General features: G+C 61.8%; 30 protein-coding genes and 1 pseudogene. 11 read left to right on the top strand and 20 right to left on the bottom strand.

All coding sequences use genetic code 11. From position 1 onward, the window contains the following. Nucleotides 1–349: 349 nt before the first annotated feature. Genes ACP5MM_RS07860 through ACP5MM_RS07850 form a run of 3 tightly spaced genes read right to left on the bottom strand, consistent with a single transcriptional unit; the run spans nt 350 to nt 2,530 of the window. Complete coding sequence (locus ACP5MM_RS07860; RefSeq protein ID WP_427934365.1) at nt 350–985, bottom strand: YceI family protein; 636 nt, start codon at nt 983–985, stop codon at nt 350–352. A gap of 17 nt (nt 986–1,002) precedes the next feature. Continuing rightward, complete coding sequence (wrbA, locus tag ACP5MM_RS07855) at nt 1,003–1,602, bottom strand: NAD(P)H:quinone oxidoreductase (protein ID WP_427932683.1); 600 nt, start codon at nt 1,600–1,602, stop codon at nt 1,003–1,005. Between the two features lie 37 nt (nt 1,603–1,639). Next, a complete protein-coding gene (locus ACP5MM_RS07850; RefSeq protein ID WP_427934364.1) occupies nt 1,640–2,530 on the bottom strand; it encodes a pirin family protein in 891 nt (296 codons plus the stop codon). 58 nt (nt 2,531–2,588) lie between these two features. On the opposite strand from ACP5MM_RS07850, the gene ACP5MM_RS07845 reads away from it, so the two are divergent. Beyond that, entirely contained in the window at nt 2,589–2,969 is a 381-nt protein-coding gene (locus ACP5MM_RS07845; RefSeq protein WP_427934363.1) for a winged helix-turn-helix transcriptional regulator, read from the top strand. A 197-nt stretch (nt 2,970–3,166) separates the two neighbouring features. Here the strand turns inward: ACP5MM_RS07845 and ACP5MM_RS07840 are convergent, their stop codons facing one another. From ACP5MM_RS07840 to ACP5MM_RS07805, 8 genes are all read right to left on the bottom strand, one after another. Next, nucleotides 3,167–3,577, bottom strand: a complete 411-nt coding sequence (locus ACP5MM_RS07840; protein ID WP_427934362.1) for a type II toxin-antitoxin system VapC family toxin — start codon at nt 3,575–3,577, stop codon at nt 3,167–3,169. Further along, entirely contained in the window at nt 3,574–3,813 is a 240-nt protein-coding gene (locus ACP5MM_RS07835) for an antitoxin (protein ID WP_014029108.1), read from the bottom strand. Before ACP5MM_RS07835 ends, ACP5MM_RS07840 begins: the two co-directional genes overlap by 4 nt. Nucleotides 3,814–4,224: 411 nt before the next feature. Beyond that, the gene (locus ACP5MM_RS07830; RefSeq protein WP_427932689.1) at nt 4,225–4,602 is read right to left on the bottom strand and encodes a DUF3568 family protein; all 378 of its coding nucleotides are present in this window, start codon (nt 4,600–4,602) and stop codon (nt 4,225–4,227) included. Nucleotides 4,603–4,639: 37 nt separating this feature from the next. Beyond that, entirely contained in the window at nt 4,640–4,990 is a 351-nt protein-coding gene (locus ACP5MM_RS07825; RefSeq protein WP_427934361.1) for a YbjQ family protein, read from the bottom strand. Nucleotides 4,991–5,056: 66 nt separating this feature from the next. Continuing rightward, a complete protein-coding gene (locus ACP5MM_RS07820) occupies nt 5,057–5,743 on the bottom strand; it encodes a Bax inhibitor-1/YccA family protein (RefSeq protein ID WP_427932693.1) in 687 nt (228 codons plus the stop codon). A 223-nt stretch (nt 5,744–5,966) separates the two neighbouring features. Further along, the gene (locus ACP5MM_RS07815; protein WP_427932694.1) at nt 5,967–6,824 is read right to left on the bottom strand and encodes a metal ABC transporter permease; all 858 of its coding nucleotides are present in this window, start codon (nt 6,822–6,824) and stop codon (nt 5,967–5,969) included. Beyond that, on the bottom strand, nt 6,821–7,630 hold the full coding sequence (locus ACP5MM_RS07810; RefSeq protein ID WP_427934360.1) for a metal ABC transporter ATP-binding protein: 810 nt from the start codon (nt 7,628–7,630) through the stop codon (nt 6,821–6,823). Before ACP5MM_RS07810 ends, ACP5MM_RS07815 begins: the two co-directional genes overlap by 4 nt. A gap of 5 nt (nt 7,631–7,635) precedes the next feature. Continuing rightward, on the bottom strand, nt 7,636–8,538 hold the full coding sequence (locus ACP5MM_RS07805; RefSeq protein WP_427934359.1) for a metal ABC transporter solute-binding protein, Zn/Mn family: 903 nt from the start codon (nt 8,536–8,538) through the stop codon (nt 7,636–7,638). Nucleotides 8,539–8,712: 174 nt separating this feature from the next. Between ACP5MM_RS07805 and ACP5MM_RS07800 the strand changes: the two genes are divergently transcribed. From ACP5MM_RS07800 to dusA, 8 genes are all read left to right on the top strand, one after another. Then, a complete protein-coding gene (locus ACP5MM_RS07800) occupies nt 8,713–9,759 on the top strand; it encodes an AI-2E family transporter (protein ID WP_427932699.1) in 1,047 nt (348 codons plus the stop codon). A gap of 146 nt (nt 9,760–9,905) precedes the next feature. Next, a complete protein-coding gene (locus ACP5MM_RS07795) occupies nt 9,906–10,319 on the top strand; it encodes a hypothetical protein (protein WP_427932701.1) in 414 nt (137 codons plus the stop codon). Between the two features lie 76 nt (nt 10,320–10,395). Beyond that, a complete protein-coding gene (locus ACP5MM_RS07790) occupies nt 10,396–11,085 on the top strand; it encodes an OmpA family protein (protein WP_427932703.1) in 690 nt (229 codons plus the stop codon). Nucleotides 11,086–11,091: 6 nt separating this feature from the next. Then, nucleotides 11,092–11,616, top strand: a complete 525-nt coding sequence (locus tag ACP5MM_RS07785) for a hypothetical protein (protein ID WP_427932704.1) — start codon at nt 11,092–11,094, stop codon at nt 11,614–11,616. Continuing rightward, nucleotides 11,606–12,400 (top strand): 23S rRNA (guanosine(2251)-2'-O)-methyltransferase RlmB, encoded by a 795-nt coding sequence (gene rlmB / locus ACP5MM_RS07780; RefSeq protein WP_427932706.1) that lies wholly within the window; start codon nt 11,606–11,608, stop codon nt 12,398–12,400. The genes ACP5MM_RS07785 and rlmB overlap by 11 nt, the downstream gene beginning before the upstream one ends. Beyond that, nucleotides 12,397–13,203, top strand: coding sequence for a TatD family hydrolase (locus tag ACP5MM_RS07775; RefSeq protein ID WP_427934358.1), 807 nt, complete (start codon nt 12,397–12,399; stop codon nt 13,201–13,203). Before rlmB ends, ACP5MM_RS07775 begins: the two co-directional genes overlap by 4 nt. Continuing rightward, nucleotides 13,200–13,958 carry an MBL fold metallo-hydrolase gene (locus ACP5MM_RS07770; protein ID WP_427932708.1) on the top strand — a complete coding sequence of 253 codons (759 nt, stop codon included), beginning with the start codon at nt 13,200–13,202 and terminating at the stop codon, nt 13,956–13,958. The genes ACP5MM_RS07775 and ACP5MM_RS07770 overlap by 4 nt, the downstream gene beginning before the upstream one ends. A gap of 38 nt (nt 13,959–13,996) precedes the next feature. Then, nucleotides 13,997–15,052 (top strand): tRNA dihydrouridine(20/20a) synthase DusA, encoded by a 1,056-nt coding sequence (dusA, locus tag ACP5MM_RS07765; protein WP_427934357.1) that lies wholly within the window; start codon nt 13,997–13,999, stop codon nt 15,050–15,052. On the opposite strand, the gene ACP5MM_RS07760 is transcribed toward dusA, so the two are convergent. The 7 genes from ACP5MM_RS07760 to xseA form a co-directional block, all read right to left on the bottom strand. Continuing rightward, the gene (locus ACP5MM_RS07760; protein ID WP_427934356.1) at nt 14,956–16,155 is read right to left on the bottom strand and encodes an HAD-IC family P-type ATPase; all 1,200 of its coding nucleotides are present in this window, start codon (nt 16,153–16,155) and stop codon (nt 14,956–14,958) included. The genes dusA and ACP5MM_RS07760 overlap by 97 nt on opposite strands. Before the next feature lie 46 nt (nt 16,156–16,201). Further along, complete coding sequence (locus tag ACP5MM_RS07755; protein WP_427934355.1) at nt 16,202–17,602, bottom strand: cation-translocating P-type ATPase; 1,401 nt, start codon at nt 17,600–17,602, stop codon at nt 16,202–16,204. 13 nt (nt 17,603–17,615) lie between these two features. Beyond that, nucleotides 17,616–18,398, bottom strand: coding sequence for a UDP-2,3-diacylglucosamine diphosphatase (locus ACP5MM_RS07750; RefSeq protein ID WP_427932888.1), 783 nt, complete (start codon nt 18,396–18,398; stop codon nt 17,616–17,618). A gap of 19 nt (nt 18,399–18,417) precedes the next feature. Further along, the gene (locus ACP5MM_RS07745) at nt 18,418–18,930 is read right to left on the bottom strand and encodes a peptidylprolyl isomerase (RefSeq protein WP_427932883.1); all 513 of its coding nucleotides are present in this window, start codon (nt 18,928–18,930) and stop codon (nt 18,418–18,420) included. Nucleotides 18,931–18,939: 9 nt separating this feature from the next. Next, on the bottom strand, nt 18,940–20,724 hold the full coding sequence (gene feoB, locus ACP5MM_RS07740) for a ferrous iron transport protein B (RefSeq protein WP_427934354.1): 1,785 nt from the start codon (nt 20,722–20,724) through the stop codon (nt 18,940–18,942). Then, complete coding sequence (locus ACP5MM_RS07735) at nt 20,721–20,972, bottom strand: FeoA family protein (RefSeq protein ID WP_427932879.1); 252 nt, start codon at nt 20,970–20,972, stop codon at nt 20,721–20,723. The genes feoB and ACP5MM_RS07735 overlap by 4 nt, the downstream gene beginning before the upstream one ends. Before the next feature lie 121 nt (nt 20,973–21,093). After that, the gene (gene xseA, locus ACP5MM_RS07730) at nt 21,094–22,443 is read right to left on the bottom strand and encodes an exodeoxyribonuclease VII large subunit (protein ID WP_427932877.1); all 1,350 of its coding nucleotides are present in this window, start codon (nt 22,441–22,443) and stop codon (nt 21,094–21,096) included. A 147-nt stretch (nt 22,444–22,590) separates the two neighbouring features. Here xseA and trxA point away from each other — a divergent pair, with 147 nt between their 5' ends. Beyond that, nucleotides 22,591–22,962, top strand: a complete 372-nt coding sequence (trxA, locus tag ACP5MM_RS07725; RefSeq protein ID WP_427932875.1) for a thioredoxin — start codon at nt 22,591–22,593, stop codon at nt 22,960–22,962. A 104-nt stretch (nt 22,963–23,066) separates the two neighbouring features. On the opposite strand, the gene ACP5MM_RS07720 is transcribed toward trxA, so the two are convergent. Together ACP5MM_RS07720 and ACP5MM_RS07715 are read right to left on the bottom strand one after the other, a co-directional pair. Next, a complete protein-coding gene (locus tag ACP5MM_RS07720) occupies nt 23,067–23,249 on the bottom strand; it encodes a hypothetical protein (protein WP_427932874.1) in 183 nt (60 codons plus the stop codon). Between the two features lie 64 nt (nt 23,250–23,313). Continuing rightward, complete coding sequence (locus ACP5MM_RS07715; RefSeq protein WP_427932872.1) at nt 23,314–24,150, bottom strand: TonB family protein; 837 nt, start codon at nt 24,148–24,150, stop codon at nt 23,314–23,316. Between the two features lie 338 nt (nt 24,151–24,488). Between ACP5MM_RS07715 and ACP5MM_RS07710 the strand changes: the two are divergent. Continuing rightward, a pseudogene (locus tag ACP5MM_RS07710) lies at nt 24,489–24,623 on the top strand (IS110 family transposase); the annotation flags it as partial.

Raw genomic sequence — 24,623 nt, 5'->3', positions numbered from 1 at the left:
AGTTGAAACTGCCGACCTCAAAAGCAGCATGAGGAACGAATAAAGCCCTCCACAAAACTCGGGGGGATTCAGGTAGTCCGCCCGATGCCACTTCCCACCACAGGCACACCGAGTGGTCCTGGTTTCTTCGGCAAGGGCTTCATCAACACGGTACAACAACTGAAATATTTTGGGATCATGCAGAAGGTTGTGGCACACTGGCGAGGTCCTTTTCTTGGTCGGAAGGTGACATTCCCCCAACAGGAGCCTTTGTTCACGTTCCTCGAGGGGGTTTACCCTCAGACCCTCACGCAACGTGATCGTCAGCGCACCCCAAGCCATCAACCTCTTTGACCGTACTCAGGCGCAACTACTCCTTGACTCCCTCGACTTCCACTTCGATGTGGATGGCGTTGGATAGCCCTTCGGGGAGATAGGCCGTCATCCCAAAATCGGAACGATGAATCGTGGTCGTTGCGACAAAGCCCGAAAGATATCCTCCCCAGGGTTTGGGTAGGTAAGAGACCTCGCCGGCACCCACTTCGCGCACCAAAAAAACCACAGGCTTGCTAACCCCGTGCAGAGTCAGATTCCCCCTCAAGGTGCCGCCATGCGCCCCGTCCGGTGTGTACCGTGTGCCGACAAAGGTAATGTTTGGATACCTTTTCACGTCAAAAAATTCTTTGCTGCGCAAATGTTCATCGCGCAGGGCAAAATTGGTGTTGATGCTCGCCGCTGGGATGGTGATATCCACCTTGTCCCGCTGCGGGTGACGCCCATTGAATGTGTAGGTTCCCGAGATCCGATCGAAGCGGCCGGTGAACTGCGCGATCCCCACGTGACCAATGGTAAAGAAGACATTGGTATGCTGGGCATCAATGCGGTAGGTCCCGTTGGGATTGCCGTTCAACGGTACATAAGATGGGGGCGCAGCTACGGCTGTCCCGACAAGACCCAGAGAGAGCGTGGCGCCCAGCAAGGGTGACGAGAGGTAACGAGGAAACATGGGGGATCTCCTTTGCGTCAAGAAAACAGCCGTTGCGTGATTTCCGCCACATGGCGGCCCTGAAAACGGGCGATGGCCAACTCATTGGCCGAGGGCTGGCGGCTGCCGTCAACCCTGGCCAGAGTACTGGCACCGTAAGGAGTGCCGCCGGAGATTTCTTCCATGTTGCTCAGCTCCGGGCAGGAATACGGCACGCCGACGACGATCATGCCCTGATGGAATAAAAAGGGGTGAAAACTCAGGATGGTGCTCTCCTGACCGCCGTGCTGCGTGGCGGTGCTGACAAACACGCTACCGACTTTTCCCACCAACGCGCCTTTTTGCCAGAGCTCACCGGTGCGGTCGAGGAAATTGCGCATCTGACCGCTCATGTTGCCAAATCGAGTCGGAGTACCGAACAGGATTGCGTCATACTCGCCCAATTCGTGGGGATCGGCTTCGGGCGCGGCCTGCGCCTTGACGTGCAGGGCGGCCTGCTTTTCGGCATCGAGGCTCTCGGGAACTCGTTTCAGGGTCACGTTCACCCCCGCTACCGAGCGAGCACCTTCGGCCTCGGCCTCGGCCATCTGCTCTACATGACCCCACAGGCTGTGGTACAGCACCAGAATGTTGCTCATTGTCATCTCCTTCTATTGACTACAAATGCCGATCTCATTAGGCCAGGCGGCCGGCGCGATAATCTTGGAGGGCTTGTTCTAACTGCTCCGCATTGTTCATCACGAAAGGACCGTATTGCGCGATAGGTTCTCCCAGAGGCTTGCCGGCCACCAGCAGAACGCTACTCTCCGACTGTGCGGTGATCTGCACGCCGTCCCCGTCATTGCCAAGAATGGCGAGTTGGCCCTCGGGTACCTGCTGACCCGCAATTTCGACCCTGCCTTGATGGGGCACCAGAAAAGCGTGATGCCCGGCCGGAACCTCCTGCAGAAAAGTGACTCCCTGGGGCAGATGGAGATCGAGGATCAGCGGCTCGGTCACGGGGCGCTCCACCGCGCCTTGCACTCCACAACAGCGACCGGCTATGACCGTGATCCCGACGTCATCGGCGCAGCCGACATGCGGTACGTCCGCGGCCTGAAAATCGCGATACCAGGGTTCGCGCATTTTGTCCGCCGCAGGCAGGTTCAGCCATAGCTGAAAACCGGCCATCCGGCCCGCAACCTGTTGCGGGATTTCCGAGTGGATCACCCCGCGACCGGCAATCATCCACTGCACCCCGCCCCTTTCTAGGATTCCTTCGTGGCCGGCACTATCGTGATGCCGCATGCGACCGGCCAGCATGTAGGTGATGGTTTCGAAGCCGCGGTGAGGATGATCGGGAAAGCCCGCGATGTAATCGTCGGGGTTTTCGCTGCCGAAGAGATCAAGCATCAGAAAGGGGTCGAGACGTTTCTGCAGATCGCCCGCGAAGAGGCGAAGGAGTTTCACGCCGGCCCCGTCGGAAGTAGGTCGACCGCTCACGATCCGCTCAATGGATCGGGTCTGCCGTACGATAACTGTTGCATTCATGGTCAATCTCCTTGCGGACACCGCTTGCGCGCCCATCTTGCCTTGCATATTATGGCCATAAATACTTTTGTAAAGTAGGTACTAATTAGTAACTATGGGAAAAACTCAGCAACAGTTCGCCTGTCCCATGGACTCCCTGTTACGCTTGCTGATGGGACCTTGGACCACTTACATTCTTTGGATCTTGCGCAATCAGGGACCGTTGCGCTTTGGTGCCCTGCAGCGCGCCGTGGGCAAGATTTCAGCCCGTGTTCTGACCGAACGTCTGCGCCTACTTGAGGAAGCGGGTATCATCTACCGTGATTATCGCCCAACGGTGCCGCCGGAGGTGAGCTATGGTCTGACTGAGCGTGGTCAGGAACTGGGAAACGTACTTGACGGCCTCGACCAGCTTGCCCGGAGGTGGGCCGGAATTGATGTGCCTACGGAAACTCTTCCCCCGCGCAGTCTTCTCGAACACCCGCCTCACTCTTAGCCGGTTCCGCAGGCGAATTTTATTGACCTTTCCGTTTCCGGCGAGATACAAGGCTATGACGATTGACATGAACGACTGTTTCCGCTGCTAATCGCCCATTAGAACTACCTACCATAATGCTGCTAGGTTTATATGGATTGCCAGCCAGAGGAACAGTAGGTTTTCAAGATGCAGGCCTTGTTGTAGAGGGTTTTTGATCATGGCAGCCAATTGTGCACTATGAGCCCGGGCACTCGGGAAAACTCGCCCACATTGGCGCTCACCAATATGGCCTTGACTGCCAGTGCATGGGAGGCAATGAGCAAGTCATTCGGACCAATGGGCTGGCCGCAGGAGGCAAGGTGTTGACGGATTTCCGCATAAGTCTGATCGGCCGGCGCGTCATAGGGGAGCACATCCATGGCCGCGATAACGGCGTTCATCTGCTCTGCGAGTCGGGGAGAATTTTTCTTTGCTGCGCCATACCGTAATTCACAAACCACCACAATGGAGGTGCATACGGCCGCCTCGCCGACAACGGTAATCCTCTGTGCCACTATACCCTGTGGATGCCTGATCAAATCCGACAGAATGTTGGTGTCCAGCAGGTAGCGGCGGGTCCCACTCACAATTCGATGTCATCCAGTGGGAGAAGATCGCGATCCGTATCCGGGAACTCCTCATCCAAGGCAGAAAGACTCGCCAGAGTAGCCAGAAGCCCTTTGCGTTTTACCGGCTCGATAATCAAGCGATCATCCTCACGCCGCATGATGGCCTCTTGCGCGTCCATCTCGAACTCACGGGGAATACGAACCGCTTGATTGCGGCCATTGCGAAAAAAACGTACATGGCGTTCCGTATGCATGGTAACACCTCCCTTTCGACATAGGCTTCAGCATAGGCCACAGGCCATCGACCCGTCAATGGATTGTATGAGTCCGCCACCTTTGGCACTCGGGTTGGTGTTGGAGGAGGGATGATTATGATGGACCCGCTGGGCGGGCGGATCCGGACGATATTTGCAGGTGCGAAAGGGCGCTCTCCCCTCCGGGAGTTCATCATAACGAACGGCATCAATGCCCAACAGGGTGTCCGCCTCCCGCTAAGACCGCCATGATCTCCTGCCCCTGGTCAGGGATGGCTCCAGGGGCGCCGCTGGCGAGATCAACATCCGATTCGCACTTGGCATCAACCCGGGCTCGGGACCGGAAGAGGATGACGCGGTGTATCTGGGTGAGTTTGCTGAGGAAAGTATGGGGTATGGTTTTGGGCATGGTCAACGGCTTTTCTCCCCTGCTCGCAGGTCTTCAGCGAGCAATCGTTGAAACTGCAGGGATAGCCGTTTATTCCCATAGTAGCCGGAGTGAATGCTTACCTCCGTCTGCTGGGCATTGTGAGCGTCGAGGGTGACCTGGACTACCTGGTGCTTCAACGTCACGCCTTGAATGAGGACCTGTGTCGGAGTTTTGGTTACCACCGCATCATAGCTCATGCCGATTTCCTGCAAGGCCTCCTTGGCGGCGGTGGTGGCTTGCGTTAAGGACGCCTGGTAGAGGCCGCTGTAGCGTCCATGAGGGCTGACCTGCAGGCCGGTATTTTTTGCTATGGCGGGACCGGTTTGTGCGCAACCGTTCAGCAGGAGAGTGCCGACCAAAAATAACAGATGCCTTGTCGGAAGCCGTTTCATCGGGTTAATTTTGTTCGACCACTACGGCGGTTCCATAGGCCGTGACCTCGTTCATGGCCTGGCCTTGGCCTGCAAACTCCCCGGAATCAAAGCGCATGCTAAGTACGGCGTTGGCGCCCAGGGAGCGGGCATGCTCGGCCAGTTGGGCCAGGGCGTCATCGCGGGTCTGGGCAATCATCTTGAGATACCCCGCCTGCTTGCCGCCGAAGATGGCCCGGACGCCACCGAGGAAATTCCCGACGAGGTTGCGGGATCGGACACCGGTGCCGTAGACCGGCCCAATGACACGGACGACGCGCATGCCTGGGCAGTCGTTGATGGTCAGGATGAGAACCGGGCTTTGTTCGACGGACATGCCTATTTCCTTTTTTCGCTTAGGCGTTAAGTCGAGGCCCTTTTCGTTTCTGGATTTGGCGCTCCGCTATTCGCGGTTGCCAAAAATCTCCAACAGGGCCATGAACAGGTTGATGATATCCAGATAGAGCCCCACTACCAGCAGGACGGGCTCCTGCATGCCGCCGCGGACCATGCGCTGGGTATCAAAAATGATCAGCCCGCTAAAGACCAGCACCAGCACGCCCGCAATGGCCAACTGCAATACGGGCAGGTGCAACAGGAAGATATTCACCAGGGAAACCACGATGGCCACGATCAGGCCGGTCAACAAGAATCCGCCTATCTGACTGAAGTCGCGGCGGGTCGTCAGGCCATAGACGGACAAGCCCACGAACATGGCCGCCGTGGTGCCCAGGGCCTCGGCGATAACGTTCGCCCCGCCGGGCATGCGTAAATACATCTCAATGGCCGGACCCATCATCATGCCCATGCCGGCCGCAAATAGAAACACCAGGGGCATGGCTACGGGGCTATGATGGGCGCCGGTGTACTGAATGACAAAGAGCAGGGCGAAGGACCCGATCATCAGGATGAACGGGTGCTCGTAGGCAAAAGGGGAATGCATGCCATAAAAGGAGGCCACCGCCGAAACGGCCAGGGTGGCGGCGAGGAGGGCGTAGGTCTTGCCCATCAGCGCGCCGATGGAGCCCGCCGCAGCCCCCTGTGTGGGTGGCGTCATGCTGTCGGGAAACTGGGTTTGGTTTGGATTCATCGCTTTTCTCCTCGGGTGCGGGGTGTCATGCCCGACATTATGCTAGCTGTTATAGCAGAGATTCCCAGCGTGCGTCTTGCCGCTGGCCAAAACCATGGCTTGACGCCCCGCCAGAATCCAAATGATTGGACCGTCAAGGGGGGCCACAGTTCGAAACACGGATGATGGCGCAAAAAAATTCTGGCGATGCGTCAGGCGGCCGTCGGGCGGGGCGATTCGCTGATCAGAGGCCCTTGCCGGACGGATCCGCCGCCGTTACCACCGTGGAATCGTTGCTCCCCCGTTCTCGCCAGGGTCCGATGGCCGTTGCCCCAAGGTACACGAAAAAACTCAGGGAGGCGATCCAAGTGCTTGCCGGATAGCCGATATAATAGGCGCAGCCGATGCCCGCCCAGGTTTCGCCAATGCCCAATGCCACCGCCGTCAGGATGCCGGTGAAGACATTCTTGCTGAGCAACTGGGCGGCGGCGGGGGGGCCAACCAGGAGGGCAAAAATCAGCAGGGCGCCGATGATGGGTACGGCGATGGCCACGGTGATCGCCAGCAATCCCAGGAAAAGGGTATTCAGCCGTTTCACCGGCACCCCGCGTCCGGCAGCCGCCTCCTCATTGAGGCTCATGTACAGCAATGGCCGCAGCATGGCGGCCAATAGCAGCAAGGCACCGCTGGCGACACCCACCGATAGCCAGGCCTGACCGGTGGTGACGCCCACGATGCTGCCGAAAAGGATGCTCATGGCCGCTTGGGCGTTGGCGGTGTAAAGATTCAAAAAAAGCACGCCCAGGCCCAGGGAAAACATCAGGATCATGCCCACGCCCACATCCCTTTCGCTCAAGCGCTGGCCCGACCAGGCGAGTCCCAGGGCGGCCAGAAAGGTGATCACGAAAAGGCCCACGTAAGGGTCGAGGCTCAACAAAATCGCCCCGGCGGCGCCGGCAAAACCCACATGGGACAGGGCGTGGGCCGCAAAGGCCTGGCGCCGCAAGGTGACGAAATAGCCGACGGCCGCCGAAACCACGGCAATGGCCGTCCCCGCCGCCAGCGCATGGCGCATGAAGGCGTATTCCAGCCCCATGATCATGGCTGGGCTCCGTGGTCGTGGCAATGGTGGCTGGTCTCGGGAATGAAACCGTCGCCCACGCGGATGGACAGCATCCCGTCATGCTCGCTGACCCTGACCGGGGTGCCATAAAGCTCGCTGAGCATGGGCGTGGTGAGGAGATCATTGACCGTGCCCATCCGTCCCTTGCCGTTGGCCAGATACAGCACATGATCCATAAAGGGCAGCAAGGGGTTGATATCATGGGCGGTCATGAGGACGGTCATGTTTTCCTGCCGGGTGAGGGTCTTGGCCAGTTGCAGGACTTGTTGCTGGGACTGCGGGTCGAGATTGTTGAGGGGTTCGTCCAGCAGGAGTATCCGGGCGGGATTGACCAGGGCCTGGGCAATGCGCACCCGTTGCCGCTGTCCGCCGGACAAGGATTGCAGGGGGCGAGACGCCAGGTGATCTGCATTCACCCGCTCCAGCGCCCTGCGGACGGCCTGGTGCAGGGCCGTCAGGCGCCAGTTGAAGCCCCAGCGTTCCCCGCGCCACGCCGCACCCACAAAAGCCGCCACGCTCAGCCGGCCCTCGGCCTCTTTGGGTTCGGACTGGCTCACATAGCCGATCTGCGTGCGCGCCCCGCGCGCATCCCCCCCCAGGATCCGCAGGGTGCCATCCTGAAGGGGAATCAGCCCCAGCAAGGCGCGCAGGAGGGAAGTCTTGCCGGCCCCGTTGGGGCCGAATATCCCCACGAAGCCGCCATGCGGAATTTGTAGCTGCAAATGGGCAAAAACCGCACGGCCGCCGAGCTGGCAAGTCAGCCCGCTGCCTTCAATGGCCGGCATGGGAGTCAATGGGTCCTGTTTCCTGCTGTGTTCGTCAATGCCTTGTCCAAGGCCCGTAGGGTTTGCACCTGCCATTGTACATAGCCGGTATGGGGAGGCACAAACTCATCGACCCCGACGATGGGCACGCCGGCGTCTCTGGCGATGCCCTTGATGCGCTGGGTGAGGGAGTCGGTGACCTGTTCATTATAAAAAAGCACGGCGACCTGATGGCTGCGCAGGCTGTTATCGAAACGGGCGACCTCCTTGGGCGCCGCTTCGGTATCGTTCATCACGTTGAACTGGAATTTCTCATTGATGCTGTCATACCCCAAGTATCTGAGCATGTAGCCGAAAACCGGCTCGGTGGCGGTCACGGTCAGGGCCGGGTGTCGGGCCATGACCGCCTGGGCGGCGCTATAGATCTGCAGCAGGGATTGGGAAAAGTTTGTGAAGTTCTGCGCAAATTGCGGCGCATGGGCCGGATCGTCCTGGGAAAAGAGTTGGGTCAGGCGGGCGGCCGTGAGCAGGGCGACGCGGGGATCATAAAAAATATGCGGATTCTTGTCGGCCATGATGAGATGCGGATCCAGATCGGCGGCGATGAGGACCTGCCTGCCGGGTACCGGGTTGGCGGCCAGGAGTTTTTCCATCCATCGGTCATAGCCAATCCCGTTGAGCACCACCACCCTGGCCTGTGCCACTTCCCGCGCCACGGCCGGATCGGCTTCAAAAAGATGGGGGTCGACATTGGGGTTTTTGATGATGCTTTCGACCCGGACATTGGGGCCGCCAATGGCTTCGGCGATCACTCCGTAGGTGCTCTCGGCGGCCACTACGGAAAGTGGGGCGGCCTGGGCGGCCGCGGTGGCCCAGGTCCAGAAAACGACTTGGGAAACGATGATCCAGAAACGGTGCGGTTTGCGCATGGATATCCCCGGTAGATGCAACTATGTTGCGATTATTGAATGCGGCCGCTCGACAGTCAAGGCGCGGCAAAGCCGCGCTGGCCGTTGCCCCCTTGCCATCCGGGGGAAGGACGCTTTTCCTGCGGTCCTGTATGATACGACAATATAGTCAGGCAGGTGGCCGGGGAGAACAGCATGCAGGGCAAGGCGGGGCAGGAGAAAACACGGTATGCCGCTTGGGGGACGGTCGTCCTGGTGCTCATTTATGCCGGGGCTGCCTATACCCTGAGTCCTTTTGCCGGGCCGCTGTTGATGGGTGCCGTCCTGGCGACGGTGGGATGGCCATGGCAGATGCGCCTGGAACGGCATTTTTTCCTGCCGCGCTGGCTGAGCGCCCTCATCCATGCGCTGGCGTGGGTAGCCATCATCATCATCCCTGCCGTGGTGATCGTCGACGCCTCGGCGCCGCGCCTGGTCCTGCTCGCCGCACGCTGGCAATCGGGGGCCCCCCTCATTCCCATGCCTCCGCAACTGGAACAGCTTCCCTATATCGGGCACTGGCTCGCCAGTCATCTTCAGCAGTTCAACGGGGCCTATATTTCGACCCTGCTCAGCAGCCATTCCGATTTGATCACCAATTCCCTGGGCCAACTGTGGGTTTTTGTGCTGCATACCTTTTTTGCGGCCTTGACGGTCTTCGCCCTGTCCCTGCACGGGGAGCGTATCGGCGAGACCCTGCGGCTGCTGGTGACCCAGCTCTGGGGGCGGGATCGCGGCGACCGCTTTTTGCGGGCGTGCCGGGAAGCCGCACGCTCGGTGCTGATCGGCTTGATCGGGGTGGGGGTCGTCGAGGGGGTATTCATCGGGATGGCCTACGCCGTGGCCGGCCTGGGCATGTGGCCTTTGTGGCTGGTGGCTACGGCTATCATTTCGCCGTTGCCCTTCGGCGCGACGGTCGTGGTGGCTACGGCCACCTTGTGGCTCGTCTTGACCGGACACTGGATCGCCGGTTTCCTGGTGCTGGGCTGGGGCTTGCTGGTGATTACCGTTGCGGACCTGGTGGTGCGCCCCCTGCTGACGGGGTCGCAAACCCAGGCGCCATTTTTCCTGGTGTTTTTCAGCATCTTGGGCGGCGCCGAGGCGTTTGGATTGATCGGCCTCATTATCGGGCCTATCCTGGTGCTGCTGGCCCGGGGGGTCTGGCGGGTCTGGGAGCGGCGGATGCGCCTGGAAGAGCAATGAGCGGGAACCAAAAGGCCGTCCGGTTCCTCTAACCGGCCGGCGGATGAATACGTTCCAGCCGTTCCGGGCGTAGTTCGTCGCTGCGGTATCGGATGGTTTTGGCTAAGGAGTTTGGCAATTACGGATGATAATGAAAGGAGCAAGGCATGGATTATCAAATGCTGGAACAGCAATACAACCAATTGCAACAGCAGAGCCAAAATAATATTCAGACGCTGCAACAACTGGCCGGGCGGATTCGCGCCCTGGCGCCCGATGATCTGACGGCGCGGGAGTTGACCATGGATTTGCGCGGGCTGGCGATGAGCTTGCAACAGCAGAACCAGTCCATCGCCCTGATGATGCAGCAAATGGCCCAGCGTCTTCAGCAAATGGAGATGCAGATGCAGAATATGGGGCAGGGCGGCATGAATCCGGGCATGCAGCAGCGGCCCTGGGGCAACGCGGCTGGCCCAAGCATGGGTAGCGGGCTGATGGGCAGCGTCGTGACGGGCTTGGGGCTGGGTGCTGGCTTTGCGGTAGCGGACAATATCATCGATGACATTTTTGACGCCTTTTGAAAAAGGGCGCAAGGCCGAGGGCAACTCGAACAACTCGAGAATGCGCTTTTCCAATCATCCATAGGAGGGAGAAATAATGCATCAGCAGCGCATATACGTAGGGCATGGCGTGTGGGTATTGGCGGGCCTTCTCGCCTTGGGCGGCTGCGCCACGCCCGGTTATCAAAAGACCGAGACGGGGGCTACGGTAGGTGCCTTGGGGGGCGCCGCCCTGGGCGCCATCATCGGCAATCAGACCGGCAATCCTTTGGCGGGGGCGGCCATCGGCGCGGGTGTGGGTGCGCTGGCCGGCGGGGCCGTGGGTTATGCCATGGATCAGCAGCAACAGGAGTTCCAGCAGCGCCTGGCGGCTCAGGAGGCCGCGAACCAGGTGGCCATTCAGCGGGTCCAGTTGGCCAATCGTCAACAGGCCATCAATCTGCGCTTGAGCGGGCAGGCCTTTTTCAGGACCAACTCCACGGAACTGGCCACCAGCAACAGCGCGGCACTCAACAATATTGCCCAGGTGCTCAACCAATATCCCAATTCCCGCGTGCTGGTTACCGGCTATACGGACAATACCGGGTCGCCCAGCTACAATCTGCAGCTCTCCCGGGACCGTGCCCAGACCATAGCCAACTATTTGATCACCCAGGGCGTCGATCCGGCGCGGATCCAGGTGGTCGGCATGGGCGAGGCCGATCCCATTGCCAGCAATGCCACTCCTGCCGGACGACAGTTGAACCGGCGCGTAGAGATTACCGTCATTCCTCAGCAAAACGGCTAGGTGCCGATGGATCGGGCGCACGTCGGTCTGCCTGCATCACCCGATCCGGTCCTCCTGGCGGGGCTGGAGACGCGCATTCTGGACTGGGCCCGGGGGCAGGGCTGGTTTCTGGAAAGGACCGGTCCGCTGCGTCGTGGGCAGCCCTGGGCAGGTCGCCTGGAGTTCATCAAAAAAGGGATCCTCAGCCCCGAGGCCTGGGGCGAAGCCCTGCCGACGTGCGCAATTTTTGTGGAGGTCGTTGCGGAAAAGCGGGAGGCCATGAGCGCCGAGGGCATTTGGGTGAAGTTTTTCCAGTCTCCCGGGGCACTCTTCGGTTTCGCCCAGCTTGCCCACACCGGGCCGACGGATTTTGTGGCAGGACTTCGCTCGCGCCAGGGTTGGGATCAGGCGCCGGCCGAGGATGAGCGGGCTGCCCTGGCCCAGGTGGGTTTGCCGTGGCTGGCCCCCGAGCAACGCAGCTTGGGGCGTCTCGGCGCGCCGGGCCGTTTTTTGGATCGGCGGGATCAAGGCCGCTGCCATCATGAAAGTTAACGAGGGCCTGGACAGCATCTACGGCCTCCATGCCGTGGCAGCGGCCTTGGCGGCCGGTGAACTGGCGGAACTCTGGGTGGTGCCGGAACGGCAGGGGGAGTCTCGGGTAAGGGCCCTGGTTGAGCAGGCCCAATCCGGAGATCTGCCCGTCATCGAAACCCGTAGCGGGGATCTGGCGCGCAAGGTGGGCAGCGACAAGCACCAGGGCGTGGGCGGGCTGCTCCATCCGTTACCCATGCTGGATTTGCCGACCCTGCTGGCGGGGCTGGAAGGAAAGGCCCCGGCCCTGTTTTTGATTCTCGACGGGGTGCTCGATCCCCATAATCTCGGGGCCTGTCTGCGCAGCGCCGAAGGGGCCGGGGTAACGGCGGTGTTGTTGCCCAAGGATAATGCCTGCCCGGTCAACGCCACGGTGCGCAAGGTGGCGGCGGGCTCCGCTTCGCGCCTGCCGGTGATTCCCGTCACCAATCTGGCGCGAACCTTGGGCCTTTTGCAAGAGCATGGCTTTTGGGTGGTGGGGATGGCGGGGGAGGGGGATAAAAGCCTCTATGCACTGGATCTGCGCGGCCCCATGGTGATGATCATGGGCGGCGAGGAAAAGGGCTTGCGGCGTCTGACCCGGGCCCATTGCGATTTTTTGGCGCATATCCCCATGGAAGGGCGCGGAGGGAGCCTGAATGTTTCGGTGGCAACGGGTATCTGCCTCTTTGAGGCCTACCGGCAACGCCATGGTGTTGGGTGCGGCGTCGGAAGGGAACAGATGCCTGGCAAGGGAGAGGCATGAAGGTGGAGGAGCCAAAGACGCCGATGATCGTGGATTCCCATTGCCATCTGGATTTTGCGGACTTTGACGCGGATCGTCCGGAAGTCCTGGAACGGGCGGCCCAAGCCGGTGTGGCGCAGATCCTCATCGCCGCGGTCAGCCAGGAGCATTGGCCGCGGTTGCTGGATTTGGTGCGTCGGCACCAGCCCCTCTGGGCGGGAATGGGGGTGCATCCCAACGAGTCGCCGGAGCATTCACCCAGTGAGGCGGATCTCCTGGCCGCCGTACAACAGGAAAAAGTGGTGGCGGTGGGCGAGACCGGCCTCGACTATTTTCGCAGTGGGGAGGCTCCGACCTGGCAAAAGGAGCGTTTTTCCCGGCACATCGAGGTGGCCAAAAAGGCCGGAAAACCCCTGATCGTCCACACCCGCCAGGCGGCCCAGGATACCCTGGCCATGTTGCGCACCGAGGGGGCAGATCGGGCTGGTGGAGTTATTCATTGTTTTACCGAGGATTGGGCCTTTGCCGTTGCGGCGATGGATTTGGGATTTTATATTTCCTTTTCGGGCATCGTGACGTTCAAAAAATCTCTTGATTTGCAGGATATCGCCCGGAGAGTTCCCCTGGATCGGCTGTTGGTGGAAACCGATGCCCCCTATCTTGCCCCCGCGCCGCACCGCGGAAAACGGAATGAGCCTGGCTATGTCGCTGACGTGGGACGGTTCATTGCCGATCTTCGCGGGGTTCCCTATGCCGATCTGGCCGGCCAAAGTACGGCCAATTTTCACCGGCTCTTTCGGGTGCCGGTAGCGGATGGCGCATGAAGATCACCTTTCTGGGAACGGGTTCCAGCGCCGGTACGCCGGTCATGACCTGCCAGTGCCGGGTCTGCCGCAGCAAGGACCCCCGCAATCAGCGCTTGCGGGCCAGCATCCTCGTGGAAGAAGGGGATGTGCGCCTGCTCGTGGATACGGGGCCGGATTTGCGCCAACAAATCCTGCGCGCCGGCGTTCTCAACATCAGCGCCGTTTTGTTCACGCATTTTCATGCGGATCATATCAACGGCATTGACGACCTGCGTGCCTTCAATTTCGCGCAAAAAGAGATCATTCCCTGCTTTGCCGACGCCCGCACGGGGCAAGAGCTGGTCGAGCGTTTTCGTTACTGTTTCCTCCCTCCCGACGCCGCCTGGGCGAAGCCATCCCTTTCCATTACGGAGATTTCCGGGGGTTTGGGTTTTGGGCCGGTGCGGGTTACGCCCATCACGCTCCTGCACGGCAATCTGCCAATTTTTGGCTATCGCTTCAATAACGTGGCCTATCTCACCGATTTGAAAACGATCCCCGCCGAGAGTCTGGCCTTGCTCCGGGAGTTGGATCTCCTCATCATTGACTGCTTGCGCTACGAGGAGCATCCGACCCATCTCAATGTGGAAGAGGCCTTGCTGTGGGCACGCCGAATCGGCGCGCGCCGTACCTATCTTACCCACATGACCCATGATGTGGATTATGCCGAATTGGCTGCGCTCCTGCCGCCAGGGGTCGTCCCTGCCCATGACGGCCTGGTCGTGAGTGCGTGAGCAGATTCCCGGCCGTGATCAGGGAGGCAGCGCCGGACTTGCCAAGCCCTCTCCCCGCCCAGCGGCTGGAAGGGCGCATCTCCGTGGCCCCCATGCTGGACTGGACCGATCGCCACTGCCGTTACTATCTGCGCCTGTTCTGCCCGTCCTGCGTCCTTTATACGGAGATGGTGACGGCGGCTGCCTTGCTTCATGGGCGGGATCCCGAGCGTTTTCTGGTGTTTTCGCCGGAGGAGCATCCACTGGTCCTGCAACTGGCCGGCGATGACCCTTCGGCCATGGCCCGGGCGGCGGCCATGGGGGCGGCCTACGGCTATGACGGGCTTAATCTCAATGTCGGCTGTCCCTCCCCCAAGGTGCAGGCGGGTCGCTTCGGTGCCTGCCTCATGGCCGCACCCAGCCTCGTGGCGGAGCTGGTGGCCGCCATGGCGGAGAGTGGCCTGCCCGTGAGCGTCAAGCATCGCCTGGGGCTGGATCGTGAGGAAGACTATGATCTTCTCGCCCGTTTCGTGGAAACGGTGGCAGAGGCGGGCTGCGGACATTTCATCGTCCATGCGCGCAATGCCTGGCTCCAGGGTCTGGATCCCGCCGCCAACCGGGAGATCCCGCCCTTGCGTTACGCCTGGGTCTATCGCCTGAAGATGGATTTCCCCCGTTTGCGCCTGGAGATCAATGGCGGCGTGGAGAGTGTCTCCGCCATCCTCGGGCATCTTCGGCAGGTGGATGGGGTCATGATCGGGCGGGCGGCCTATGGGCAGCCGGCCTTGCTGGCGGCGGCGGAACGCGCGCTGGGGCGGGTAGACTGGAATCCCAGCCCGGGATCCATCCTCCAGGACCTGCGCCATTATGCCGAGGCGGCAGACGGGGCCTTGCCTGCCCCGCGCCTCGCCCGCCATCTCCATGGCCTCGCCCACGGCTTGCCGGGCGCCCGCCGCTGGCGGCGTTTCCTGGCTACGGCCCTGGCCGCAGAATCCGCGGCCGCCTTTCTCGCGCGGGCCTATGGCGCTTTCCCGCCGGCCTTTTGGGATGCCTCCTTCCCGGACGCCGCAACCGCCCTGGGGTCTGCGCCCCAGAGGATACGCGCCACGCCGTAGGACAGAATCCCCGCACCCAGGAGGATGGGCAGGTCGGCCCCGTCGGGGTTGCTGGTGGCGAATAATCGTTGCAGACCCGGTAAGGCTCCAAAAAGGTACTGGCTGACCAGGCACAGGAGCAGGGCCAGGCCGGCCGCCGCATCTCCCCGGTCCTGGCGCGGCCGCCCATAGAGGGCGATGAGGAGGGCGGCTTCCATGGTCATGAGGGCATCCACCGCCAGGGTGCGCGCTTGGGCCAAGCTGTGGCGGTCATAATGGAAAATCAGGAAGACGATGGCCACCATGAGGACGGTAAAGACGGCCATCCGGCGCCAGAGGGCGGGCGGTATCAGCCCCTCCCGGGGCGGGCGGGGGGCTTGTTCCATCAACCGGGGGTCACTCCCCATAAAGGCGAAGACCAGGGCCATGGTGCTGGCGGTGAGGGTGTTGACCCAAAGAATCTGCAAGGGTGTGATGGGCATCTCGGTGTCGAGCAGGACGGCCAGCAACACGACCAGGCCCTGGGCAAAGCTGGTTGGCAGCATGAACTGCAGGGTCTTGCGGATATTGGCATAGACCCTCCGTCCCTCGGCGACGGCATCGACGATATGGGCGAAATGATCGTCACTCAAGACCATGGCCGCGGCTTCCCGGGCCACATCACTGCCGGAACGGCCCATGGCGACACCGATGTCCGCCCGGCGCAGGGCCGGGGCATCGTTCACCCCGTCGCCGGTCATGGCGACGATTTCGCCTTGCTGCTGCAAGGTTTCCACCAGTTGCAGCTTGTCTTCGGGATGGACCCGGGCGAAGACCTTGGTGGTGGCGGCCAGGTGCCGCCGTTCCGTCGGGGACGCCGCTTTCCATTGCCCATGGGTGACGACCGCATCGCCGGGGGCCAAGAACCCCAGTTGGCGGGCGATGGCTGCGGCGGTGCGCGGATGATCGCCGGTGATCATTTGCATGCGAATCCCTGCCGCCAGGCAGCGTTGAATGGCCTCCCGGACGCCCGGCCGCGGCGGATCGAGGAGTGCTACCGCCCCCAGGAGTGTCCATCCCCCCTGGGCGGGGTCCTTCCAGGAACCCTCCGGCGACCGGCCCGAGGCCAGGGCGAGGGTGCGCATGCCGTCCTCCGCCAGGGCCTCGATGCGCTCCCGCCAGGCTTTTCGGTCAATGGCCTGGGGGCCCTCCCTGGGGATGCCATTCCCACGCGCAGAGGTCGAGGATGACCTCCGGGGCGCCTTTGAGAAAGACGCGGCCTTCGTCATGGGCGGTCGCCATGAACTTGCGCTCGTGCTGAAAGGGGAGGGTATCCCGTCGGGGATGGGTTTCGCGAATCGCTGTGGAGATGAGCCCGAGATGATGGGCGAAGTGGAGAAGGGCCTGTTCCATGGGGTCCCCCAGGCCTTTCCCCTGCTCCCCCAAGTGTGCATCGTTGCACAACACCGCTGCCGTCGCCAGTTTGGCCAGGGCCTCTTGATCCTGGGGCGAGGATCCGGTGAAGGGCGCGTGGATGGTGCTTTCCGCGAGGAGTGCCGTGGCCACCTGCATGCGATTTTCGGTGAGGGTTCCGGTCTTGTCCGTACAGATCACCGTGACCGATCCCAAGGTTTCCACGGCTGGCAACTGACGCAGGATGGCACCGCGGCGGGCCATGCGCTGTACACCCAGGGCCAGCGTGATGCTGATGACGGCGGGCAAGCCTTCGGGGATGATGGCTACGGCCAGGCTGACGGCGGCCAGCAAGGTATTTTCCAGCCCCTGGCCATGGCTGAGCCCTACGGCCAGGGCCAGCGCCGCCAGGACCAGGACGGCGGCGCTCAAGCTCCCGGCGAGCCGGTTGACCCGCCGCAGCAACGGGGTCTCGACGGGCGGCAGGCTGGTCATCAGGGCCTGAATGCGGCCAATCGCCGTGGCGGCACCGGTGAAGAGGACGATGCCCAGGCCGCTGCCGGCGGTGACCAGGGTGCCGGCATAGATCATGCTCTGCCGTTTTTCCTCCTCCGCGGCGTCCGCTGCCGCACTGTGTTGCCGGGGCAGCGCTGCCTTGGGCACGGGGAAGGATTCGCCGCTGAGCATGGATTCATCCATTGCCAATTCGCGGGCCTCGACGAGGGCGAGGTCGGCGCTGATGCGTTCCCCTGCTTGCACGGCTAATACATCACCGGGGACGATCCTGGCGGCGGGCAGGGCCTCCCAGCGGCCATCGCGCAGCGCCAGGACGTGAGGATCCAGGAGCGACTGGAGGGCAGCCACGGCATTTTCCGCACGGTATTCCTGCACGAAGCCGAGGATCGTATTGATGAGGATGACCGCCCAGATCACCGCGCTGTCAACGGGATGCCCCAAGAGCCAGGACAAAAAGGCGGCAAGGACCAGGATGGCGATGAGGGGGTTGCGAAACTGGTCCAGAAACCGTCGCCACCAAGGCTTGGGCGGAGAAGGGGGCAGCCGGTTCGGCCCGAATTTTATCAGGCGCGCTTGGGCCTCGGCGCTGCTGAGTCCCTGCGAACTGCTCCCCACATCCGCAAAAACATCCGATAACTCATTGTGCTGATTGTTATTTTCCATTGCGTCGCTCCCTTCACGTCGATGGCTCCCTGATCCCATGGAAAAAGACCAGATTCATGGCCTTGCCATCCCAGGTTCCGTAAAACGCCCCTGCGGAATCCCACGCCCCCAGGACCAGGCGGTGCTGTTGGCCGGGGGTGATCTCCTCCCATTGGGGGCGGTGGGTATGGCCATGGATGAGGATCTGATGGGGAGCAAGGGGGCTGGCAAAGGGGTCTGCGCCCCGCAGGGCGGCGGCGACGGCGTCGGGATGGGCGTCGGTGATGGTGATGGGCTTGCGCGCCACCTCCCGTTGGCTGCCCCGGCGCAGGCCTTGGGCGAGACGGCGCAGCCAGGGATAGGGTAAGGGCCGCAGCAGGAAGCGGGTGAGGGGATGGCGGATGATGCGGCGGAAGCGCTGATAGCGATGATCATTGCTGCAGAGGAGGTCGCCGTGGGTGAGGAGGACACGCTTGGTGCCCAGGCGCAGGGCGCTGGGGTCGGGAATGAGGGTGATGCCATAGCGTCTCAGGAATGCCGGGGACAAGGGAAAATCCCGGTTACCCACCAGCAGATAGACAGGTACTCCCTCCTCGGTCAGCGCAGCAAGATCGCCCAGGGGCGCGGCATAGGCCGACTCCCCGGCCTGCGCCGGATGGATCCAGTAGTCGAAGAGGTCGCCCAGAATGAAAAGCGCCCGTGCCTGGCGGGCCGGCCCCGCGCAAAAGGCGTGGAAGAGGGCCTGCAGATCCGGTCGGTCCGGCCCCAGGTGGAGATCGGAAATAAAAAGGACGGGGCCGTCCGCCCCATCCCCCATGTCCAGCACCACCAAGTCCTCAAGCCGCCGGAAGGCGTTCCGCGCGCTCGATGAGGACCGTTTCCTTGGGTACATCCTGATGCCCGCCACTGTTGCCGGTAGGGGTCTTGGCGATCTTGTCCACCACATCCATGCCCACCAGGACCTTGCCAAAAACCGCATAACCCCAGCCCGATCCGGACGCCGACTTGAAGTCGAGGAAGGCATTGTCCACTAAATTGATGAAAAACTGCGCAGTGGCGGAATGGGGGTCATTGGTGCGCGCCATGGCCAGGGTGCCGCGCAGATTTTTCAGCCCGTTTTCCGCCTCGTTGGCGATGGGAGCGTGGGTTCCCTTCTGTTTCATCTGCGCATCGAAACCACCGCCCTGGATCATGAAGCCGGGGATGACGCGATGGAAAATGGTCCCGTCAAAAAAGCCCTCGTCCAGATAGTGGAGAAAATTTTCGGCTGTTTTCGGGGCTTTTTCGGCATCCAGTTCGATAACGATTTCGCCGTGATTGGTGTGCAGTGCAACCTGCGGATTTGTCATGAAAACTCCTCATAAGCCAAGGGCGCGTGCGCCCTGATAGAATAAAAAGCTGGTGATCCAGGCGAGGCCCAGGGACCACAGCAGGCTAAAGCTGGTAAAACCCCAGCTCCGACTTTCCCGCTGCAACGCCGCGACGGTGGCCAGGCAGGGGGTGTAGATCAAGGTAAAGAGCATGAAGCTGTAGGCCTGGACCCAATCCATCCGGGCGCTGATGATGCCACCCAGGGCCTCATTGCTGCTGCCAAAAATAACCGCCAGGGCGCCAATGACGATTTCTTTGGCAACGAAGCCAAAGAGTAAAGCGATACTGAGGAGCTTGTCGATACCCAGGGGCTGAAAAACGGGTTCCAGCCAGCTTGCCAGGATGCCCGCCAGGGTATCGGGCCCGGCGGGAGTAACGCTCGCCGGGAAATGGGTGAGTGCCCATACGGCCACGACGCCGAGGACGATGAAGCCGCTGGCGCCGGCAAGAAAATGCCGGGACTGTTGCCAGCCTTGGGAGAGCATCTGGCGCAGGGTGGGGAAGCGATAGGGCGGCATCTCCAGCAGCATGGGTTCATAGCTGCTGAAGCGCCGCTTCCAGACCAAGGCCGTCAGGAGGGCCGCCAGCAGGCTCATGACATAAAGACTGAAGAGCACCAGCGGTGCGGTCCGGGGCGAAAAGAGGATGCTGGTGAAAAACAGGAATACCTGCAGCCGTGCCGAACACAGGGAGAAGGGAATGATCAACATGCTTAGCAAGCGCGCCGACCGGGAGCGCAGGATGCGCGTACCCATAATGGCCGGGACGTTGCAGCCGAAGCCCATGAGCTGCATGACGAAGGCGCGGCCGTCCAGGCCCAGTCTGGACATGAGGGCATCCATGAGGAAGGCGGCGCGGGCAAGGTAGCCGCTGTCCTCCACCACGGACATGCCCACAAAAAAGACCAGAATGATGGGCAAAAAGGTGAGCACCGTGCCTACGCCATCATAGATGCCGGAAAGGAGAAAATCCTGCAGAAGGGGCGGGAAGCCAGCCAGGGCGGGAATGAGCCAGGCGGTCTTGGCGGTATCGAGGGTCCAGCCCAAGCCATCCTGGAGGGGGGTGCCGACGCCGTAAACGGCCTCGAAGAGGAGCAGCATGGCCAGGAAGAAGAGCGGCAGGCCGAGCCAGGGATGGAGCAGGAGCTTGTCGATGCGTTCGCTCCAGCCGGCCTTGAGCTGCACGGGTATGGTCACGTGCTGGCGCAAGAGCATGTTGATCTCCCGACCGAGGGCGTCATCCTCTTGCAGTAATCCGGTCTGCGCGGCCCGGGCTGTGCCCTGCTGGCGCAGAAGCTGCTCCATCTGGTGGCGCGCCTGGGGGAAGCCCTGGCCGTATTTGGCGCTCAACTCCACCACCGGCATCCGCAGTGCCCGGGCCAGGCCAGGTACATCGATATGCACACCCAGGCGCCGCGCTTCGTCGCTCATGTTGAGCAGCAGGATCATGGGCAGCCCCAGGCTGCGCAATTGCAGGACGAGGGCGAGTTGACGGTCGAGTTGGGTGGGATTGGCAATGACTGCCAGGGCATTGACCGGTTGCTCTTCGAGGAATTGCCGCACCACCTGCTCGTCATCGCTAAAGCCGTGGAGATTGTAGATGCCGGGGAGGTCCACCACTTCCACCATGTCGCCGCCCAGGAGGATCTTGGCGCTGAGGAGGTCCACGGTGATGCCCGGCCAGTTGCCCACCTTGGCAATGCTGCCGGTGAGGCGATTGAAGAAGGTGGATTTGCCGGTATTGGGCATGCCCAGGATGGCGATTTTTTTCATGCCGCGCCTCCTGGGCAGGGCTGGACCCAGATCTTGGCCGCCTCGCCCCGGCGGATCATGATCTCGGTGTGGCCGACGCGCACCTGCAAGGGACCGAGTAGCGCCGCGCGGCGTAACACCAGCAGTTGGCTGCCCGGGCGCAGGCCCATGGCGATCATGCGGCGAGATAATTCTCGGCCGGCGCTGATCCCCTGAATGACCGCGCATTGGCCGGGGATGATCTGTTCCAGGGTGATATGCTGCAACATGGGATGGAATCCTTGGGACGCTCTTTATTTCTTAATAGTAACCATTCGCATTATAAATGCAAGGTGTCGCGACGGGCGACCCGGCGTTTATCCGAAAAACCGGCTGTTGGCGGATCCAGGGCTATGCCTCGCCAGTCTCCCGTCGCAGGACTTGGCACAAGAGGCTGCCCTGATGAAGGTCGGCGGTGATTTCTGCACCCACCGCAGTCTCCGCGGCGCTGTACAAGACGCGGCCATGGGCGTCGCGCAGCACGGCGTAGCCGCGTTGCAGAACGGCCCGGGGATCAAGCATGTCCAACTGCGTCGAGAGTTGTTGGCAATGTTGCTGGGCCCTTTGCCATTGGCCCTCCATGGCGGTCCGCAGGCGCATTTGCAGCGTCAGCAGGCGTTGGTTCAAGGCATCCACATCGTGTTGCGGATTGCCTTGCTGCAGGCGGTATTGCCAGATCTGGAGTTGATGGGAGGCCGCCTCCAGGCGTGGTATCAGGGATTTGCGCAGGGCATGTTGGGCCCGTTGCCAGCGTCCTGCGGCGGCGTCCAACAACGCCTGGGGATGGCGCAGGCGCAAACGCAGATGATCGAGATACAGGGTACGCTCCCGTAGCGCCCGTTCCATGGCTTGACGCAGACGATGCTCCTGGGCGCGCAGATGCGGCAGCCACTCAGCCCGGTCGGGGCTGACGGCCTGGGCAGCGGCGGTGGGAGTGGCGGCGCGCAGGTCGGCGGCAAAGTCGGCAATGGTGAAGTCGATCTCGTGGCCGATGCCGGTGATCACCGGGATGGGGGAACTGCGGATGGCGCGGGCGATGGCCTCGTCATTGAAGGCCCAGAGGTCCTCGCTGCTGCCGCCGCCCCGGGCGATGATCAGGACATCCTCGCTGCGCCTCTGGGCCACCCGTGCCAGGGCCGCGAGGACCTGCGGTACGGCCTCGTTGCCTTGCACCGCTACGGGATAGAGAAGGACTTGCAGCATGGGCCAGCGCTGGCGGAGGGTGACCAGGATGTCATGGATGGCCGCCCCCGTCGGGGAGGTGATCACCGCCACCCGGCGGGGCCAGCGGGGGATGGGACGTTTGTCTTCGGGCCGGAACAGGCCTTCGGCATGGAGACGGGCCTTGAGGGCCTCAAAACGCGCCTGCAGATCGCCGGCCCCGGCTGCCGTCAATTGTTCGACGACGAGTTGAAACTCTCCGCGCCCTTCATAAAGAGTCGCTTGCGCCAACACTAGCACCTGCATTCCCTCTTTGGGGAGGGCTCGACAATAGGCGCTGCGGTTGCGGAACATGGCGCAGCGCACCTGCGCGCGCTCGTCCTTGAGGGTGAAATACCAATGTCCCGAAGCGGGGCGGCTGAAATTGGAGATCTCGCCCTGCACCCAGAGCAGCGGCAGGCCGCCCTCGATGATCTCGCGCGCCGTGCGGTTGAGGTCGCTGACCGAAATGATGGGCAAGGCCTGTGTTTCCAATGACATGATCTTCCCTTGTGGTCTCCCGGCGGAAAACAGGCACCGGGTGCGGTGGGGCCGCCGCTTTTCAAGCTTGGCTCTTGACCTTGCCGTGGTCAAGGTTTTAAGGTCCTTACTGCATGGTTTTCATGTCAACCGCCCAAAGGAGCCGCCATGGCCGTAATAGAGCTGAGTCAACACAACTTCGATGCCGTGGTGCAAGGCAATGACATGGTGCTGGTGGATTTCTGGGCGCCCTGGTGCGCGCCCTGCCGCGGCTTCGCCCCGATCTTCGAGGCGGCCGCCGCGAAATATCCAGATATCGTCTTTGGCAAGGTCAATACCGATGCCGAGCAGGAACTGGGCAGTTTCTTTCAGATCCGCTCCATTCCCACGTTGATGATCTTTCGCCAGCAAATCGGCATTTTTTCCCAGGCCGGGTCCTTGCCCGCCAACGCCCTGGAAGAAGTCATCACCCAGGCCCTGGCGCTGGATATGGACGAGGTGCGCCGGGAAATCGCCCAAGAGCAGAGCGCCGCCCACTAAGACGAAATGCCCCGGGGCTTTGGCCCTAGGGGGCATCGTCCATATTCCCCCAGTCCGCCAGCAGAAAGGGCAAGGCCTCGCTTCAGCAAGGAAATCTTTTGCCGTTACTGCCCATGGGCTGTCTCCGCAGGTGCCGGCGGGCTGCTCCGCACGGCATGGACGGGCGCGCTCCCGGTGCCCTGAGGCTGGATCCGGGTAAAGCCGATGATCACCAGGGCCACCATGGCACAGGCCCAAAGCACCAGCAGCACGGCTACCAGGAGCGGGCCGATCTGTGGACGTTTCATGACTTTCTCCTAGCCCCTTGGGCCGAGTGAGCGGGAGCGGACATCGTCTTGTTCGGGCAACGCATCACCACGCCGACACATTACGCACCCCCAGGAAGTGCATGTTGAGAGGGATTTCGATTTTACGGGTCTGGGCCGCCAGTTGCTTGGAAAAGGGCGTATAGGGAAAAGACAGGCGGATGATGCGTTCGGCGGCGGCATCCAGGGCCGGTTTGCCGGAGGATTGCTCGATGATGATGCGGTTGAGCCCGCCATCCTGGTTGAGAATGACGCGCACCTTGAGGTTGCCGGTCATTTCCCCCGGATAGTTGAGGTCACCGATGCGCTCCAGCTTCTGAATCCAGCCGGCAATATAAAAGTCGGCCACCGGCCCCTTGGGGTTTTCAAATTTGGGCAGGGGAGGGCTGGCCGTGGCCTCCCGGGCTACCTGGTCCATCTGCGTTTCCAGGCGCCCCAGGTCGATCCTGGGGAGCGATGCCGGGCTGGACGGTGCCGCAGGGGCGGAGGCGGGGCTCACCCTCTCCCGCGACCGTATCTGATTTTCCTCGACGCGCGGCGGATGGGCCGGGATGGGGTGGCGGGAGGGCCGCGGAGAGGGCGCGGCGCGCGGCTGGGGTGGCGTTCGTGGATGGGCTGGTGTCCGCTCCACGGCTTTGGGGGGGACGGCCTTCTGCGCCGTGCGCGGGGCCTGCCCGCGGATGGGTTCCGGCATGATCTGGAAAGTTTTATTGGCTTCCTTGGCGGGCAGGCGGACGTGCTGCGGTTTGGCGATATGGACAAAGAAATAGACCAATGCCGCCATCAACAGCGCCGAAGCCAGCACCCAAGGCAAGAGCGTATCGCCCCAATGGGGCCGCTCTTGCGGCACGATGAAATAAAGTTTACCCCTGACGCTTGCCAAACTTTCCAAACCTTGCGGCTCTTGCCGTATCTTGCGGGTGATGGCTGCCTTCGACCAGAAGCGCCTTGAGCATTATACGAGGTCTAACGCACATTGCGACTCGCGCCACCCCAGAGGATGAAAGAGAATGGGGGTGAGGAGATGGCGGATTGAGGTCGAGCAATTTTTTGGTGATTCCATCCCGAGTCTAACGTGACCCGCCAGGCCGACTCGTACCCCGGATTGCCTCCCTGGAGAGCGCACATTAAAAGGGCCGCCTGAGGCTTGCCACAGGCTGGTGATTTCGGCACTGGCACCCGCTATCTCTCCCTTTTGATCATAATTGGAGAGACGCCGTTATGGAACTGCAACCCCTTTTTCAACGGGTGATCGGCCTGGATATCCATCAGGCCCAGGTCACAGCTTGCGCCATCCTCACGGAACCGGACGGTAGCGTCACGATCGAGCGGCGGCAGTTTGGTGCATTCCAGAGG

This window comes from Acidithiobacillus sp. (genome assembly GCF_049965315.1).
Lineage (GTDB): Bacteria > Pseudomonadota > Gammaproteobacteria > Acidithiobacillales > Acidithiobacillaceae > Acidithiobacillus_B.
This window is presented reverse-complemented; position numbering and strand designations above follow the sequence as displayed.